Raw genomic sequence first — 15,606 nt, forward strand, 5'->3', positions numbered from 1 at the left:
ACGCCCTTCGCGCGCGATGTCTCACATCCTGAGACGTGGATGTGGTGCCATGTGACCCCTCGCAATCCGTACTGGCTCCATCTTCCATGGCCTACGAACTCGCCAAGCGCACCGCCGATGCCGAGCAGAAGCTCGCTACCCGCGACGGCCTGCCCGCGCGCGACGGCGCCCTGCTCAGTGCGCGCCTGCAGCGCCGCTACCAGGACCGCATCACCGGCAGCTTTGCCATTCCGGGCCGCGAAGGCCGCTACGCGCCCCTTCCCGGGTCGGTACCGCCGGCCCTGGCCGCCGCGCTGAAGGCCCGTGGCATCGAGCAGCTCTACAGCCACCAGGCCGAAGCGTGGGAGGCCAGCCAGCGCGGCGAACACGTGGCCATCGTCACCCCCACCGCCAGCGGCAAGTCGCTGTGCTACACCCTGCCGGTGGTCAGTGCGGCCATGCAGGACAAGGCCAAGGCGCTGTACCTGTTCCCGACCAAGGCCCTGGCCCAGGACCAGGTGGCCGAACTGCTGGAACTCAACCGCGCCGGCGATCTGGGGGTGAAGGCCTTCACCTTCGACGGCGACACCCCCGGCGATGCGCGCCAGGCGATCCGCCTGCATGGCGACATCGTGGTCTCCAACCCGGACATGCTGCACCAGGCCATCCTGCCGCATCACACCAAGTGGGCACAGTTCTTCGAGAACCTGCGCTACATCGTCATCGACGAGGTGCACACCTACCGCGGCGTGTTCGGCAGCCACGTCACCAACGTGCTGCGCCGGCTCAAGCGCATCTGCGCGTTCTACGGTGTGCAACCGCAGTTCATCCTGTGCTCGGCCACCATCGGCAACCCGCAGGCGCATGCGGAGGCCCTGATCGAGGCACCGGTTACCGCCATCACCGAATCCGGCGCGCCCAGCGGACCCAAGCAGGTGCTGCTGTGGAACCCGCCGGTGATCAATCCGGACCTGGGCCTGCGTGCCTCCGCACGTTCGCAAAGCAACCGCATCGCGCGCATCGCGATCAAGTCCGGGCTGAAGACCCTGGTGTTCGCGCAGACCCGCCTGATGGTGGAAGTGCTGACCAAGTACCTGAAGGACATTTTCGACCACGACCCGCGCAAGCCGCCACGCATCCGCGCCTACCGCGGCGGCTACCTGCCCACCGAGCGGCGTGAGACCGAACGGGCGATGCGCGCCGGCAACATCGACGGCATCGTCAGCACCTCGGCGCTGGAACTGGGCGTGGATATCGGCAGCCTGGACGTGGTCATCCTCAACGGCTACCCCGGCAGCGTGGCCGCCACCTGGCAGCGCTTCGGCCGCGCCGGTCGTCGCCAGCAGCCCGCGCTGGGCGTGATGGTGGCCAGCTCGCAGCCGCTGGACCAGTATGTGGTGCGACATCCGGATTTCTTTGCCGAGGCCTCGCCCGAACATGCGCGCATCGCGCCGGACCAGCCGTTGATCCTGTTCGACCACATCCGCTGCGCGGCCTTTGAACTGCCGTTCCGGGTCGGCGATGGCTTCGGCCCGATCGATCCGGAAGTGTTCCTGGAAGCGCTGGCCGAAACCGAAGTCATCCATCGCGAAGGCGAGCGCTGGGAATGGATCGCCGACAGCTATCCGGCCAACGCGGTCAGCCTGCGCGCCGTGGCCGACGGTAACTTCGTGGTGGTCGACCGCAGCGATGGCCGCCAGCAGATCATCGCCGAGGTCGATTACTCCGCCGCTGCGCTCACTCTGTATGAAGGCGCCATCCACATGGTGCAGTCCACCCCCTACCAGGTGGAAACGCTGGACTGGGACGGCCGCAAGGCCTACGTCACCCGTACCCACGTGGACTACTACACCGACAGCATCGACTTCACCAAGCTCAAGGTGCTGGACCGCTTCGATGGCGGCGTGGCCGGCCGTGGCGATTCGCACCACGGCGAAGTACACGTGGTGCGCCGCGTGGCCGGCTACAAGAAGATCCGCTATTACACCCACGAGAACATCGGCTACGGCCCGGTGAACCTGCCCGACCAGGAACTGCACACCACTGCGGTCTGGTGGCAGCTGCCACAGGCGCTGCTGCTGCGTGCGTTCGCCAGCAAGCAGGATGCGCTGGATGGTTTTCTCGGCGCCGCCTACGCACTGCACATCGTCGCCACGGTGGCGGTGATGGCCGATGCGCGCGACCTGCAGAAGTCGGTCGGCAACGGCGATGGTTCCTGGTTCGCGATCGCCGACCAGAGTGGTCGTGGCCAGCTCCGCGGCAGCGAGGGTGATCCCGGTGTGGTGGAGCTGCTGCAGGAATTCGTGCCCACCGTGTACCTGTATGACAACTTCCCTGGTGGCGTGGGCCTCAGCGAACCGCTGTGGCAGCGCCAGGCCGAACTGGTGCAGCGCGCGCGCGAACTGGTGCAGCGCTGCGACTGCAAGGCCGGCTGCCCGGCCTGCGTCGGCCCGGTGCTGGCGGCGCAGGAAGAGGATGAGACCTCGCCGCGCGCACTGGCACTGCGCGTGCTCGACCTGTTCGATGCCGAAGCGTGCCAGCACGTACCGGATGTGGGGGTGACCCCGCGCGAGCCGATGGAGCTGCTGGCACCGTGAGCCTGAGCCTGGACAAGCTGCGCCTGCTGCGGAAACAGGCCGGTGACCCGAAGGCGAGCACGCCGCCCGCGCCCGAGCCAGCACCCGCCACGCAGGCCCCGGTGGCCGCCAACGATGCACGTCAGCCAGCAGCGGAGCGTTCGGTGTTCGCCTGGGTCGAGCAGGAGATCCGCCACAAGCCGACCGGCGCGGCGGCACCTGCCACGACGCCGCCCGCGCTGCGTCGGCCCGAGGTGGGCAGCCTGCATCGCCTGCTCGGCCTGCGCACGCGCGGTGGTGCCGCGCCGGCACGCGCCAGCGCGCAGGACCGGCAGCTGCCCGGCGAAGAGATCGCACCGGGCCTGTTCCTGATCGAATCGCTGCAGCCGCAGGCGATCCCGGCACAACCGCTGTCGCTGGATTTCGCCCGGCGCGAGGGCGAACACGTGGCTGCGCGCGACCTGCTGTTCTTCGATACCGAAACCACCGGCCTGGCTGGCGGCACAGGCACCCGTGCCTTCATGATCGGCGCCGCTGACTGGCACGAGTGCCCGCAACGCGGCGAAGGCCTGCGCATCCGCCAGCTGCTGATGTCCACCATGGCTGCGGAAGACGCGATGCTGGCTACGTTTGCCAGCTGGCTGCAGCCGACCACCGTGTTCTGCAGCTACAACGGCCGCAGCTACGATGCGCCACTGCTGAAGGCACGCTATCGACTGGCCCGCCAGCGTTGCCCGATCACCGCACTGGATCATGTGGACCTGCTCTATCCCACGCGCCGCCGCTATCGCGGCACGTGGGAGAACTGCAAGCTGTCCACCATCGAACGCCAGCTGCTGCGCGTGGTGCGCGAGGACGACCTGCCGGGCTCGGAAGCACCCGGCGCCTGGCTGCGCTTCCTGCGCGGCGGCGATGCGGTGAACCTGCGGCGGGTCGCCGACCACAATCACCAGGACGTGGTGACGCTGGCCCTGCTGCTGCAGCGGCTGGTGCGCGAGGAACAACGCGAACGCGAGACGCTGGCGCTGGTCGGGCAGTAGGCGTTGACGCGGCCTGACGGTGGCAGCGGTGACACTGCCGCCACCATCCACGCTTGGAGCCCGACCATGCGCCTCAGTCCCCTCGCCCTGCTCGCCATCCTGCCGCTGGCCGCCTGCAGCCATGCCGGCAGCAGCACCGCACACGAGAGCACACCACCGCCCGCTGCCGAGGGCGTGCACGAGTGCAAGCCGGACACGCTGGACGCTTTCACCGGCAAGACCGCCGACGAAGCCACCGTGAAGCAGCTGGTGAGCGCCAGTGGCGCGCGCAATGCGCGGGTGGTCAAACCGGGCATGGCGGTGACCATGGACTTCCGCCAGGACCGCGTGACCGTGCAGGTGGATGCGCAGAACAGGATCGAGCGCGCCAGCTGCGGTTGATGTTCCGCCGGGTGGCGCCGGGCCATGCCCGGCGCCTTCCGTCTTCAGGTGTGCCGCTGCGCTCGCCGGGCATGGCCCGGCGCTTCCGCCGTTTTCAGAGGCGCTCGGCCTTGCCGCTGGCCAATGCACGGGCGATCACCAGCTGCGCCTGCTGTGCCGCCCGCGCGTGCACCTGCGCCTGGCGTTCGCCCAGCGCGGCCTGCTGGCTGCCCAGCGCCGCCTGGCGGCTGGCCAGTTCGGCCTGCTGGCTGGCCAAGCGGTTCATGTCGCGGGTGCGGCTGGACTGTGCGGCCTGGCTGCGGGCTTCCTGCATCGCGCGACGTGCCGCGGCGGCCGCCTCACGGGCGGCTTCACGCGCAACTGCGGCGTCGCTGGTCGCCCCGCGTGCCGCCTTCGCGGCTTCGGCGGCGGCTTCGCGATTGATGTCGTGCGCGCTCATCGCACTGCGCGCAGCCTCGACCGCCACCAACGCGATACGGCGCGCCTCCTCGCCCTGCAGCCGGCCTATCTCGCCCATCTGCTTGCCGAGTGCGCTCTGCTGGCGACCAAGCGCACTCTGCTGGCGACCCAGTGCGCTCTGCTGCTGCCCCAGATCGGACGCACCGGCGTAGGCACGCTGCAACGACTGGACCAGCATCGGGTCACGCACGATGTAGCGCTCACTGCCCTGGCGGAACCACAGCGCCGGTCCCTTGCCGAGCTGCTTGCGGGCCAGCGTCACGTCGTCGATGCCGCCGTTGGCGAAGGTTGAATCACCATCGACCAGCACGAACGCCTGCGGCGGCGACGTGCTCAGATCCAGCCGCCCGTAGGTGGTGATGGAGGAACTGCGCGAGGTGCTGCGGCCGGCGTCGATGCCGGGGTCGACGTCGACATCCACGTCAACCGCCACATCCGCATCGTCCGGGCCGGACAGCTCCTCGACGTCGGCGGGCTCGGCGGGCGGCGCAGGGGCCACCGGCACCGCCGGCGCGCGCGCCGACATCGGCGGAGCAGGCGGAACCTTCGGCGCCGGCGGCGGGGGAACCACGGCCTTCGGTGCAGCCGGCGGCGCGGGCGGGGCCGGCGGCACCGGCGCTGCGACCAGCCGCATCGGCGCCACGCCCACCACCACCACCGCGGCAGTCAACGCGATCGCCAGCAGACGCGGACAGGACCGGTGCGACTGCAGCGAGAGCAGGCGACGCTTGAGGCTGGTGGTGCTTGGTGCGGCGCTGGCCACGCCCAGGTGCGGCTGCGGTGCCACGCCCAGCTGCAGCAGCAGGCGGCCATAGGCCTGGCGGCTGGCACCGTGCTGGCCGACCACCGCCGCATCCACCGCTTCCTCGCGGGCCTGGGCGTATTCGCGCACCGACAGCCGCAGCAGCGGGTGGAAGAAGAACAGGTGCTGGGCCAACGCGGGCAGCAGGCCCCACTGCAGGTCACGACGCTGCAGGTGCTGCAGTTCGTGGGTCAGTGCCAGGTCCAGCGCGTCGCCCTGCAGGGCGTTGTCGCCGGCCGGCAGCAGCAGCACTGGGCGGAACGGCCCGATCAGCTGCGGCGAGTCCACCTGCGCGCTCATCCACAGCCGCGGCGCAGGGCGCACGCCGTGCGCGTCGGAGGCCAGCTGCAGGGCCTGCACCAGCGCCTCGTCCTCGCAGGGATGGGCCGCAGCCAGCAGTGCGCGGCAGCGGCGCCACTCACCGAAGGTGCGCAACGCCATCAGCAGCACGCCGGACAGCCACAGCGCAGCCAGTGCGACCGCCCACCACGCAACCGCCGGCACGTCCGCCGCAGGCATCGGCATCGCGGCCAGCAGCTGCGCCGAGGCTTCCGGCGCCAGTGGGTACACCAGATCAGCGGCAACGTCAGTGGCGGTCATCGCCACCGCCTGCGGTGCCGGCAGCCAGGCCAACTGCAACGGCTGGCTCCAGAACAGGCCGAGCACGGCCTGCAGCGAGACCAGCCACCACAGGCGGCAGCGGGTGGCCGCCGACAACGACGGCAGCGCGCGGCACAGGCCATACACCAGGGCCACCAGCAGCACGGTCTGCAGGCTGGTCCAGCCCAGCCGTTCCAGCATCGGGATCAGCATCGTGGTGTCCATGGCTCAGCCCTCGTGGCGACGCGATTGGAGTTGGGCAACCAGCGCTTCCAGCTCGGCCAGCTCGTTGTCGCTGACCTGCTGGCGCTGCGACAGGTAGGCCACGAACGGCGACACCGACCCCTGCAGGGTGTTGTCGACGAACTGGGCCACGGCACCCTGCAGCACGCTCTGCGGGCCACGGGTGGCCTGGTAGCGGTAGACGCCGTCCTGCTGCCGGCGCTGAAGATAGCCCTTCGCCCGCAGCCGTTCCATCATCGTCAGCACGGTGGAGCGGGCCAGGCCACGGGCCTCGCCGTAGCCGCTGGCGACCTCGCCCACGCTGGCCGGCGCATGTTCATCGATGTACTGCAGCAGGGCCAGTTCCTGGTCCCCTATGGACTTGCCACGCATGACACCACTCCCTTGACTACACGTGTCGTCACTGTCAGCTTGACGACAACTGTAGTCAACCCCCCGGAAGTCATGGGCCGACGAACGGTAGGCCTATCCGGGGCGGTTAAACCTTTTCCGCCGCCGGTGCATCCGACCCTCGACGCCTTTCTGGAATCCCGCATGTTCCGCCCAACGCTTCGAGTCGTGCTCATGCTCATCAGCGCCCTGCCCTTCGCCGCGGTGTCCGCCAACCAGGACCAGGCCAACGACCAGACCCGCCGCTTGGTCCGCCAGATCATGCTGGACGAGCGCATTCCCGGGCTGCAGCTGGCCGTGGTCAAGGACGGCCAGATCGTGCTCTCCGAAGCCTACGGCCTGGCCAACGTGGAGAACGGCGTGCTCGCCTCGCGCGACACCCGATTCCCGCTCAACTCGGCCACCAAGGCCTTCACCGGGGTCGCCATCGCACAGCTGGCAGAGCAGGGGCGAGTTGATCTGGATGCACCGGCCTTGCGCTACCTGGACGATCTGCCGGCGGCATGGCGCGAGGTGCGCGTGCGCCAGCTGCTGGCGCACACCTCGGGCCTGCCGGACATCCTCGGTGCGAACGGGCTGTTGGGCGCGGGGTCGGAAGCACAGGCATGGACGGCGGTCAGCGCGCGACCGCTCGAAGCGGCACCCGGGCAGCGCTTTGCGTACAACCAGACCAACTACCTGCTGCTGTCGCGGATCATCGCGCGGCAATCGGGCATGCCCTACGAACGCTTCCTGGCGACCGCCCAGTTCAGTGGCGCACGCATGGCACGCACCACCTTCGGCGACAGCTATGACCTGATTCCGGATGTGGCGACGATGTACAGCCTGGCGCCGCGCGCCACCGATGCCGCCGACGCGCCGACGCGCCTGTCGCACTGGTTCTACGACGTGCCGCCGAGCCTGTGGGCCGGCGGCGGCATCCTCACCACTGCCGATGACACCGCACGCTGGCTGGTCGCGTTGACCGAAGGCCGCCTGCTGCAGGACCCGGCGCGGCAGCGCATGTGGACTGCCGAGCGCCTGGCCGACGGTCGCGCCGGTGCATGGGCCGGCGGCTGGCCGGTACTGAACGCCTCGCCCGACCTGCAGGTGGCCGGCATCGGCGGGGCGCGCTCGGCCTTCGTGGTCTATCCCGAGCGCGGCGTGGCGGTGGTGATGCTGACCAACCTGGTCGGTGCCAATCCGCAGCGCTTCATTCCACGTATTGCCGATCTGTACGCGCCCGCCCCGACGGCTGCGGGCCCTACCCCCGCGGCCCGCCCATCACCGGCAGGACCACCCCGCTGATGTAGCTGGCGCAGGCCGGCGATGCCAGGAATACGTAGGCCGGCGACAGTTCTTCGGGTTGCGCGGGCCGTCCCATGTCACTGTCCTTGCCGAACTCCGCAACATCTTCGGCCTGCTTGTCGGCGGGGTTCAGCGGCGTCCACACCGGACCCGGCGCCACGCAGTTGACCCGGATGCCACGCGGCAGCAGCTGGCTGGCCAGCGCCTTGGTGAACGCATGGATCGCGCCCTTGGTGGCCGAGTAGTCGATCAGTGCCTTGCTGCCGAACAGGCCGGTCTCGGAGCCGGTGTTGATGATGCTGGCGCCCTCGCCCAGGTGTGGCAGCACCGCGCGTGCCATCTGGATGTAGCCGCCGATGTTGGTCTGCAGGGTCTCCTGCAGGTGCGCGTCTTCCAGGTCTTCCAGGCGCTCGCAATGCAGCTGGAAGGCCGCGTTGTTGACCAGGATGTCGATGCCACCGAAGGCCTTGGCGACCTGCTTCACCGCCCTGTTGCAGAAGCGCGGGTCGCGCACGTCACCGGCGATCACCACGCAGCGCCCGCCTTCGCGCTCGACGTGCTGGCGGGTGATCTCGGCATCCTCGGCTTCATCCAGATGCAGCACTGCAACGTCCGCACCCTCGCGTGCGAACAGCACCGCGACCGCGCGGCCGATACCGGAATCGCCGCCGGTGATGATCGCGCGCAGGCCCTGCAGCTTGCCGCTTCCCGCGTAGTCCGGCGCGAGGAAGCGTGGCGCCAGCTCAAGTTCGTGTTCATGCCCGGGCTTGGGCAGCTGCTGGGCGGGCATGACCTCAGGTTGCCTGCGCGCACCGGCCTGGGTGGCGGTCTTCTTTGTTGCCTTCTTCGCGGCGCGCGCGTCCTTGGCCTTTTCCTGGTCCTGCAGGCGTCGCTGCCGGGAAGCCACACGTGCCGCACGCGGATCGCTGGCGGCGGCCTTGCGGGTGGCGGTCTTCACCACGCGTGGCCGAGCGGTGTCGGCCGCGGTCTTCGTCGCGGTGCTGCCTTTGCGCACCTTGGGCGAAGCTTTGCGGCGGGCGGGGGTCTTTGTAGTGGTGGCCATGCAGGTCTCCTCGGGAGGGAAAGGGGCTGCCGGCCAGCGGCCGGCACTACCGGGGGCGGCATCCGCCGCGCCTGCAGTGTCCCTGTCCGGGCTGTCGGCGGCAGTGAGCGCACCGTGTCCACGATGTGCACGGCATTCATTCCACGACCACGCCTGCCGTCGCACCCTGCACGCACCCACACGAGGAACGTCTCCATGAAACATGCCATCGCCACTGCCGCTCTTACCCTCGCCCTCGCTGCCTGCAGCAGTACGCCGATGGCCCAGGTGCAGCCGATCGACGGCGTGATTTCCGGCCAGTGCCACAGCGACATGGTGCGCGGGGCACTCGGCCTGGCCGCTTCGGCCGCTACCGTCGAACGCGCGCGCGTGGACAGCGACAGCCTGCACGTGCAGGTGCTGCGTCATGACGGCCCGCGGGTGCCGCCGGCGCACGAAGGCGGTGACCGCCTGACCATCGAGAAGGGCCGCACCAACAACATCACCGCGATCTACTGCGGATAACCGCCGTCGAGCAAGCCCGACGCTACGTCGCGCCGCCGCGCTTGGACAGCCGCCGCGCGCGGCGCAGTAGCTTCAGCGTCGCCTGTTCCCACTGGCGCGGCCCACGCAGGCCAGCCAGTTTCGCCAGTTCGCCGCGCTCCCAGCCGGCGAACACGCAAGGGTCGATATAGGCCTTGCGGCACACCGCAGGCGTATTGCCCAACTGAGCCGCCACCTTGCACACCACCTCACGCTGCACCTTGGCCAGCGCGCGCTGGCTGGCCGGTTCGGGCAGCTCGGTGGCGGCGAACGCCTGTACTGCAGCCAGGGTGCCGCCCCAGGTGCGGAAATCCTTGGCGGTGAAATCCTCGCCCATCACCTCGCGCAGGTAATCGTTGACCGCACCGGAATCGACCGGCTGGATCACACCGTCGTCATCGCGGTACTGGAACAGGGCCTGGCCAGGCAACTGCTGCACACCGCGCACCAGCGTGCCGAGCCGGCGGTCGCCGACCGTTACTTCATGCAGCTGCCCGGATTTGCCGCGGAAGCGCATCCGCACGCGCCCCCCACGCAGCAGGTCCAGGTGCCGGTTGCGCAGCGTGGTCAGGCCAAAGGATCTGTTTTCCCTGGCGTAGGTTTCATTGCCTACCCGCACCAGGGTCTCGGCCAGCAGCGCGACCACTACCGCCAGCACCTTTTCGCGCGGGAAGCCACTGCGCTTGAGATCGCGGCCAAGCCGGCGACGCAGCGCAGGCAGTGCTTCGCCAAAGGCGATCACCCGGTCGAACTTGCCGGCGTCACGCACCGCGGCCCAGTCGGCGTGGTAGCGGTACTGCTTGCGCCCGCGTGCGTCGCGGCCGGTGGCCTGCAGGTGCCCGTTGGCGTGGGCACAGATCCACACGGCGGTATAGGCCGGCGGAATTGCCAGGGCGCGGATGCGCTGCAGGGTGGCGGCCTCGCGCACGGCATGGCCGTCGGCATCGCGGTAGGCAAAGCCTTTGCCGGCGCGGCGGCGGCTGATGCCGGGCTGGGTGTCATCGACATAGCGCAGGCCTGCGGCGCGCGCGGCCTGTTGTTCCGGGGTGGGGGGCGTTGGCATGGCTGCGAGTGTCGCGGGTGCGGCGCGGTGATCCTGTCGATAACGCAAGACAAACACGTGAGGGTCGGTTCGCCGCTATGCTCGGGTTTTCACAGTCCCTTCCGGAGTCATGATGTCGTTTCCGATTCGCGCCCGTTCGCTCTCCGCCCTGTTGCTGCCGGCCGTGCTGGCCCTGACCGCCTGCCAGGCGCCGGCGCTGGATGAACAGGATTCGGCCACGGCCCATGCCCAGCAGGCGGCCGAAGCCGCCAAGGCACCGGCCGACGACGCCGGCAAGGCCACCGAGGCACCGCCGGTCGGCACCTGCGACGCCAGCCAGGTGCAGAGCCTGGTCGGCCAGCCCTACACCGATGCCCTCGGCAAGCAGGCCCAGGAAGATGCCGGCGCCAACCAGGTGCGCGTGCTCAAGCCCAATGATGTGGCCACGATGGAGTTCCTCGGCGACCGCCTGAACATCGAAGTGGACGACAAGGGCGCGGTCAGCGGCGCGCGCTGCGGCTGAGTCCGGCCCCGCGCCGGCACGGGGGTGCCGGCGCGTTCTGTTGCACCTGCAACCGTGTATTGCGGCGTTGCAGCAACCTGTGATCTAGTCGAGGCATCCGGTGGCCTCACGATGCGCTCCAGGGAATGAGCGGGGACGAGTGTCGCCGCCAACCCTATACGCATCGAGGTAGAGATGGCCCCCCGCAACCGCCAAGGGCTTTACGACCCGCGCTCCGAGCGCGATGCCTGTGGATTCGGCATGGTCGCCCAGCTCGACGACCAACCTTCGCGCCTGTTGGTTGATACCGCCATCGCCGCGCTTTCGCGCATGACCCACCGTGGTGGCGTTGCCGCCGATGGCCTGACCGGCGATGGCTGCGGCCTGCTGCTGCGCCGCCCCGATGCGTTCCTGAAACTGCTGGCCAGCGAAGCCGGCATCACCATTGCCGCGCGCTTTGCCGCCGGCCTGGTGTTCCTGCCGCACGCTGCCGATGCGGCGCAGGCCTGCCGCACCCGATTGCAGGAAGAACTGGAAAAGGTCGGATGCCGGGTGGCGGGCTGGCGCGACGTGCCCACCGACGACAGCGTCTGCGGCCAGCTGGCGCGCGACACGCTGCCGCGAATCGAGCAGGTGTTCGTCGATGCCGGAGTCGGCCAGGATGACGCCGGCTTCGCGCTGGCGCTGTTCCTGGCCCGCCGCCGCAGCGAACAGCAGCTGCGCGAGCACGCCGACTTCTACGTCACCACCCTCACCCCGGATGCGATCAGTTACAAGGGCATGGTGCTGCCGGACAAGCTGAGCCGCTTCTTCCCCGACCTGCAGCGCCGCGAACTGGCCTCCAGCGCGATCGTGTTCCACCAGCGCTTCTCCACCAATACGCTGCCGCGCTGGCCGCTGGCGCACCCGTTCCGCATGCTCGCCCACAACGGCGAGATCAACACCATCGAAGGCAACCGGCGCTGGGCGCAGGCGCGCAGCAAGGTGTGGAAGACCCCGCGCTTCGACATCGCCGAATTCGATCCGGTCATCTCCATGCACGGTTCGGACTCGCAGAGCCTGGACAACATGCTGGAGCTGATGGTCGCCGGTGGCATGGAGCTGATCCAGGCGCTGCGCATCCTGGTGCCGCCGGCCACGCAGTCGCTGGAGTTCAAGGATCCGGACCTGGCCGCGTTCTACGAATTCCACGGCCTCAACAGCGAGCCGTGGGACGGCCCGGCTGGCATCGTCGCCTGCGACAGCCGCTACGCCGTGTGTACCCTCGACCGCAACGGCCTGCGCCCGGCGCGCTGGATGCTGACCGCCGACCGCCACTTCCTGGTCGCTTCCGAAGCCGGTGTGTGGGAAGTGCCCACCGAGCGCGTGGTGCGCAAGGGCAAGCTTGGCCCCGGCGAGATGGTGGCCATCGACCTCAAGCGCGGTGATCTGCTCGACTCCGACGCGGTGGACCGCATCAACCGCGGCCGCGCGCCGTACAAGCAGTGGCTGCAGCAGGGCGTGACCTACCTGCAGACCGAACTGATCGACCCGTCGCTGGTGGAAGAGCCCTTCGACGAAGGCACCCTGCGCAGCTACCACAAGCTGTACCAGCTCAGCAGCGAGGAAGTGGAGCAGGTGCTGCGGCCGCTGGCCGAGACCGAGCAGGAAGCCACCGGCTCGATGGGCGATGACACGCCGATGGCGGTGCTGAGCCAGCGCAGCCGCCCGCTGTACGACTATTTCCGCCAGGCGTTCGCACAGGTCACCAACCCGCCGATCGACCCGCTGCGCGAAGACTGCGCGATGTCACTGTCCACCCAGCTCGGCAAGGAGACCAACATCTTCCATGCCGGCCCGGAGACGGTGAACCACGTCATCCTCAATTCGCCGGTGCTGAGCCAGCGCAAGCTGCGCCAGCTGCTGAAGATGGACCAGTACGTGCAGGCCAACCGCCTGCTCGACCTGTCCTACAGCGAGGACGAAGGCCTGCGCGCCGGCATCGAGCGCATCTGCGCCGAAGCCGAACAGGCTGCGCGCGATGGCATGGTGATGCTGCTGCTGTCCGACCGCTACCCGGTGGCCGGGCGGCCGATGGTGCATGCGCTGCTGGCCACCAGCGCCATCCATCACCACCTCTCGCAGCTGGGCCTGCGCTGCGACGTCAACCTGATCGTCGAGACCGGCACCGCGCGCGACCCGCACCACATGGCGTGCCTGCTCGGCTTCGGTGCCACCGCGGTGTATCCGTACCTGGCCTACCAGACCCTGTTCGACCTGGGCCGCCGCGGCATCCTCAAGCTGAGCAAGGGCGGTGAGCAGTCGCAGATCGGCCGTCGTTACCGCAAGGGTGTCTACAAGGGCCTGTCGAAGATCATTTCAAAGATGGGCATCTGCACCGTGGCCAGCTACCGTGGCGCGCAGCTGTTCGAGATCATCGGCCTGGAGCCGGAGGTCGTGGACCTGTGCTTCCCGGATACCGCTTCGCGCATCGGCGGCGCCGGCTTCGCCCGCCTGGACGCCGACGCGCGTGAGCTGTGCGCGCACGCCTGGGACGCACAGCAGGACGTCGATGTCGGTGGCTTGCTGAAGTACGTGCACGGCGGCGAGTACCACATGTACAACCCGGACGTGGTGACCACCCTGCAGCGCGCGGCGCGCAGCGGCGATCCGCGTGCGTGGCAGCAGTACTGCGATGCGGTGCATGCGCGCCCGCCGTCGGCGCTGCGCGACTTGCTGGAACTGGTGCCGGCGGCCACGCCCGTGCCTCTGGACGAGGTCGCCCCGGCCAGTGCGCTGTTCCCGCGCTTCGATACCGCGGCGATCAGCCTGGGCGCGCTGTCGCCCGAGGCACACGAAGCGCTGGCGATCGCCATGAACCGCCTCGGCGGCCGCAGCAATTCCGGCGAAGGTGGCGAAGATCCCGCACGCTACGGCACGCAGCGGCGCAGCAAGATCAAGCAGGTGGCCTCGGGCCGCTTCGGCGTCACTGCCGAATACCTGGTCAATGCCGAAGTGCTGCAGATCAAGGTCGCGCAGGGCGCCAAGCCCGGCGAGGGCGGCCAGCTGCCGGGGCACAAGGTCAACGAGCTGATCGCACGCCTGCGCTATGCGCGCCCGGGCATCGGCCTGATCTCGCCGCCGCCGCACCACGACATCTATTCGATCGAAGACCTGGCCCAGCTGATCTACGACCTCAAGCAGGTCAACCCGACCGCGCTGGTGTCGGTAAAGCTGGTCAGCCATGCCGGCGTCGGCACGATTGCCGCCGGCGTGGTCAAGGCCGGTGCGGACCTGATCACCATCTCCGGCCATGACGGCGGCACCGGTGCTTCGCCGGTCAGCTCGATCCGCTATGCCGGCGTGCCGTGGGAACTGGGCGTGGCCGAAGCGCACCAGGCGCTGCTGGCCAACGACCTGCGCGGGCGCACCCTGCTGCAGACCGACGGCGGCCTGAAGACCGGCCTGGACGTGGTCAAGGCCGCGCTGCTGGGCGCGGACAGCTTCGGCTTCGGCACCGCGCCGATGATCGTGCTGGGCTGCAAGTACCTGCGTATCTGCCATCTCAACAACTGCGCCACCGGCGTGGCCACCCAGGATGAGCGCCTGCGCGAGAACCACTTCACCGGCCAGCCCGAGCGCGTGGAGAACTTCTTCCGCCTGCTGGCCGAGGAAGTGCGCGGCTGGCTGTCGTACCTGGGCGCGCGTTCGCTGGAAGAGATCGTCGGCCGCACCGACCTGCTGCGGCAGATCGAAGCGGCACCGCGCGACGGCGTGCGCGTGGACCTGTCGCGCCTGCTGGCCGACAGCCGCTACGAAGGCAGCCACTGTGCCGCGCAGCGCCTGTACGAATCGCCGGACAGCCTGGCCACGCAGATGGATGGCCTGCTGGCCCCGGCCATCGAGCACAAGCGCGGCGGTGAACATCGCTTCCTGATCCACAACACCGACCGCAGCATCGGCACCCGCCTAGCCGGTGCGGTAGCGCGCGCGCATGGCAACCAGGGCATGGCCGAGGCACCGCTGGAACTGCGCTTCCGTGGCAGTGCCGGGCAGAGCTTCGGCGCCTTCAACGTCGGCGGCCTGCACCTGGAAGTGGAAGGCGAGGCCAACGATTACGTCGGCAAGGGCATGGCCGGCGGCCGCCTGGTGGTGCGTCCGCCGCGTGGCGCCCGCTTCGAGGCACGCAGCACCGCCATCATCGGCAACACCTGCCTGTACGGCGCCACCGGTGGCGAGCTGTTTGCCGCCGGTCGCGCGGGCGAGCGCTTCGCGGTGCGCAATTCCGGCGCGCTGGCGGTGGTGGAAGGTGCCGGTGACCACTGCTGCGAGTACATGACCGACGGCGTGGTGCTGGTGCTGGGCAAGGTCGGCCTGAACTTCGGCGCCGGCTTCACCGGTGGCCTGGCCTACATGCTGGACGTTGATCGCGATTTCGTCGACCGCTACAACCACGAGCTGATCGACATCCACCGGGTATCGGCCGAGGGCTTCGAGAACTACCGCCAGCACCTGCACCGCCTGATCGGCCGCCACCGCGAGCTGACCGGCAGCATCTGGGCGCAGCAGATCCTGGACGAGTTCCGCGATTACATCGGCAAGTTCTGGCTGGTCAAACCCAAGGCCGCCAGCATCGAGTCGCTGACCGAAACCCTGCGCCGCGCGGCGTGACACGGCGGGGCGCCGTCCGCAACCGGCGCCCCGACCTCCCCACCGCTGTAGTGCCGGCCGCTGGCCGGTA

At 69.3% G+C, this 15,606-nt stretch carries 11 protein-coding genes; 7 read left to right on the top strand and 4 right to left on the bottom strand.

The window, feature by feature from the left end; translation table 11 throughout:
- The first annotated feature begins 86 nt into the window (after positions 1-86).
- The 3 genes from AC5P8Z_RS14920 (at position 87) to AC5P8Z_RS14930 (ending at position 3,976) form a co-directional block, all read left to right on the top strand.
- Positions 87-2,576 carry a DEAD/DEAH box helicase gene (locus AC5P8Z_RS14920; RefSeq protein WP_495229406.1) on the top strand — a complete coding sequence of 830 codons (2,490 nt, stop codon included), beginning with the start codon at positions 87-89 and terminating at the stop codon, positions 2,574-2,576.
- The gene (locus AC5P8Z_RS14925) at positions 2,573-3,595 is read left to right on the top strand and encodes a ribonuclease H-like domain-containing protein (protein WP_333579513.1); all 1,023 of its coding nucleotides are present in this window, start codon (positions 2,573-2,575) and stop codon (positions 3,593-3,595) included. The genes AC5P8Z_RS14920 and AC5P8Z_RS14925 overlap by 4 nt, the downstream gene beginning before the upstream one ends.
- Positions 3,596-3,661: 66 nt before the next feature.
- The gene (locus AC5P8Z_RS14930) at positions 3,662-3,976 is read left to right on the top strand and encodes an I78 family peptidase inhibitor (protein ID WP_286070512.1); all 315 of its coding nucleotides are present in this window, start codon (positions 3,662-3,664) and stop codon (positions 3,974-3,976) included.
- Between the two features lie 94 nt (positions 3,977-4,070).
- Here AC5P8Z_RS14930 and AC5P8Z_RS14935 read toward each other — a convergent pair whose 3' ends face one another.
- Together AC5P8Z_RS14935 and AC5P8Z_RS14940 are read right to left on the bottom strand one after the other, a co-directional pair.
- On the bottom strand, positions 4,071-6,062 hold the full coding sequence (locus AC5P8Z_RS14935) for a M56 family metallopeptidase (protein WP_495229407.1): 1,992 nt from the start codon (positions 6,060-6,062) through the stop codon (positions 4,071-4,073).
- A gap of 3 nt (positions 6,063-6,065) precedes the next feature.
- Complete coding sequence (locus AC5P8Z_RS14940) at positions 6,066-6,452, bottom strand: BlaI/MecI/CopY family transcriptional regulator (RefSeq protein ID WP_019338681.1); 387 nt, start codon at positions 6,450-6,452, stop codon at positions 6,066-6,068.
- A gap of 192 nt (positions 6,453-6,644) precedes the next feature.
- On the opposite strand from AC5P8Z_RS14940, the gene AC5P8Z_RS14945 reads away from it, so the two are divergent.
- Positions 6,645-7,757 carry a serine hydrolase domain-containing protein gene (locus AC5P8Z_RS14945; protein WP_495229408.1) on the top strand — a complete coding sequence of 371 codons (1,113 nt, stop codon included), beginning with the start codon at positions 6,645-6,647 and terminating at the stop codon, positions 7,755-7,757.
- Here AC5P8Z_RS14945 and AC5P8Z_RS14950 read toward each other — a convergent pair.
- A complete protein-coding gene (locus tag AC5P8Z_RS14950; protein ID WP_286070509.1) occupies positions 7,714-8,820 on the bottom strand; it encodes an SDR family oxidoreductase in 1,107 nt (368 codons plus the stop codon). The genes AC5P8Z_RS14945 and AC5P8Z_RS14950 overlap by 44 nt on opposite strands.
- 195 nt (positions 8,821-9,015) lie before the next feature.
- On the opposite strand from AC5P8Z_RS14950, the gene AC5P8Z_RS14955 reads away from it, so the two are divergent.
- Positions 9,016-9,324 carry a hypothetical protein gene (locus AC5P8Z_RS14955; protein WP_286070508.1) on the top strand — a complete coding sequence of 103 codons (309 nt, stop codon included), beginning with the start codon at positions 9,016-9,018 and terminating at the stop codon, positions 9,322-9,324.
- A gap of 22 nt (positions 9,325-9,346) precedes the next feature.
- Here the strand turns inward: AC5P8Z_RS14955 and AC5P8Z_RS14960 are convergent, their stop codons facing one another.
- Entirely contained in the window at positions 9,347-10,405 is a 1,059-nt protein-coding gene (locus AC5P8Z_RS14960; RefSeq protein ID WP_495229409.1) for a DNA topoisomerase IB, read from the bottom strand.
- Between the two features lie 112 nt (positions 10,406-10,517).
- On the opposite strand from AC5P8Z_RS14960, the gene AC5P8Z_RS14965 reads away from it, so the two are divergent.
- Together AC5P8Z_RS14965 and gltB are read left to right on the top strand one after the other, a co-directional pair.
- Positions 10,518-10,907 (top strand): I78 family peptidase inhibitor, encoded by a 390-nt coding sequence (locus AC5P8Z_RS14965; RefSeq protein WP_286070506.1) that lies wholly within the window; start codon positions 10,518-10,520, stop codon positions 10,905-10,907.
- A 174-nt stretch (positions 10,908-11,081) separates the two neighbouring features.
- Complete coding sequence (gene gltB, locus AC5P8Z_RS14970) at positions 11,082-15,536, top strand: glutamate synthase large subunit (protein ID WP_495229410.1); 4,455 nt, start codon at positions 11,082-11,084, stop codon at positions 15,534-15,536.
- The last annotated feature ends 70 nt before the right edge of the window (positions 15,537-15,606 follow it).

It is taken from the genome of Stenotrophomonas sp. YJH_SMC_17 (assembly GCF_059371655.1).

Excerpts from the sequence above, each read along its gene's own strand:
- AC5P8Z_RS14920 (WP_495229406.1), top strand. The coding sequence starts at position 87 with ATGGCCTACGAACTCGCCAAGCGCACCGCCGATGCCGAGCAGAAGCTC.
- AC5P8Z_RS14930 (WP_286070512.1), top strand. The coding sequence starts at position 3,662 with ATGCGCCTCAGTCCCCTCGCCCTGCTCGCCATCCTGCCGCTGGCCGCC.
- AC5P8Z_RS14935 (WP_495229407.1), bottom strand. The coding sequence starts at position 6,062 with ATGGACACCACGATGCTGATCCCGATGCTGGAACGGCTGGGCTGGACC.
- AC5P8Z_RS14940 (WP_019338681.1), bottom strand. The coding sequence starts at position 6,452 with ATGCGTGGCAAGTCCATAGGGGACCAGGAACTGGCCCTGCTGCAGTAC.
- AC5P8Z_RS14945 (WP_495229408.1), top strand. The coding sequence starts at position 6,645 with ATGCTCATCAGCGCCCTGCCCTTCGCCGCGGTGTCCGCCAACCAGGAC.
- AC5P8Z_RS14950 (WP_286070509.1), bottom strand. The coding sequence starts at position 8,820 with ATGGCCACCACTACAAAGACCCCCGCCCGCCGCAAAGCTTCGCCCAAG.
- AC5P8Z_RS14955 (WP_286070508.1), top strand. The coding sequence starts at position 9,016 with ATGAAACATGCCATCGCCACTGCCGCTCTTACCCTCGCCCTCGCTGCC.
- AC5P8Z_RS14960 (WP_495229409.1), bottom strand. The coding sequence starts at position 10,405 with ATGCCAACGCCCCCCACCCCGGAACAACAGGCCGCGCGCGCCGCAGGC.
- AC5P8Z_RS14965 (WP_286070506.1), top strand. The coding sequence starts at position 10,518 with ATGTCGTTTCCGATTCGCGCCCGTTCGCTCTCCGCCCTGTTGCTGCCG.
- gltB (WP_495229410.1), top strand. The coding sequence starts at position 11,082 with ATGGCCCCCCGCAACCGCCAAGGGCTTTACGACCCGCGCTCCGAGCGC.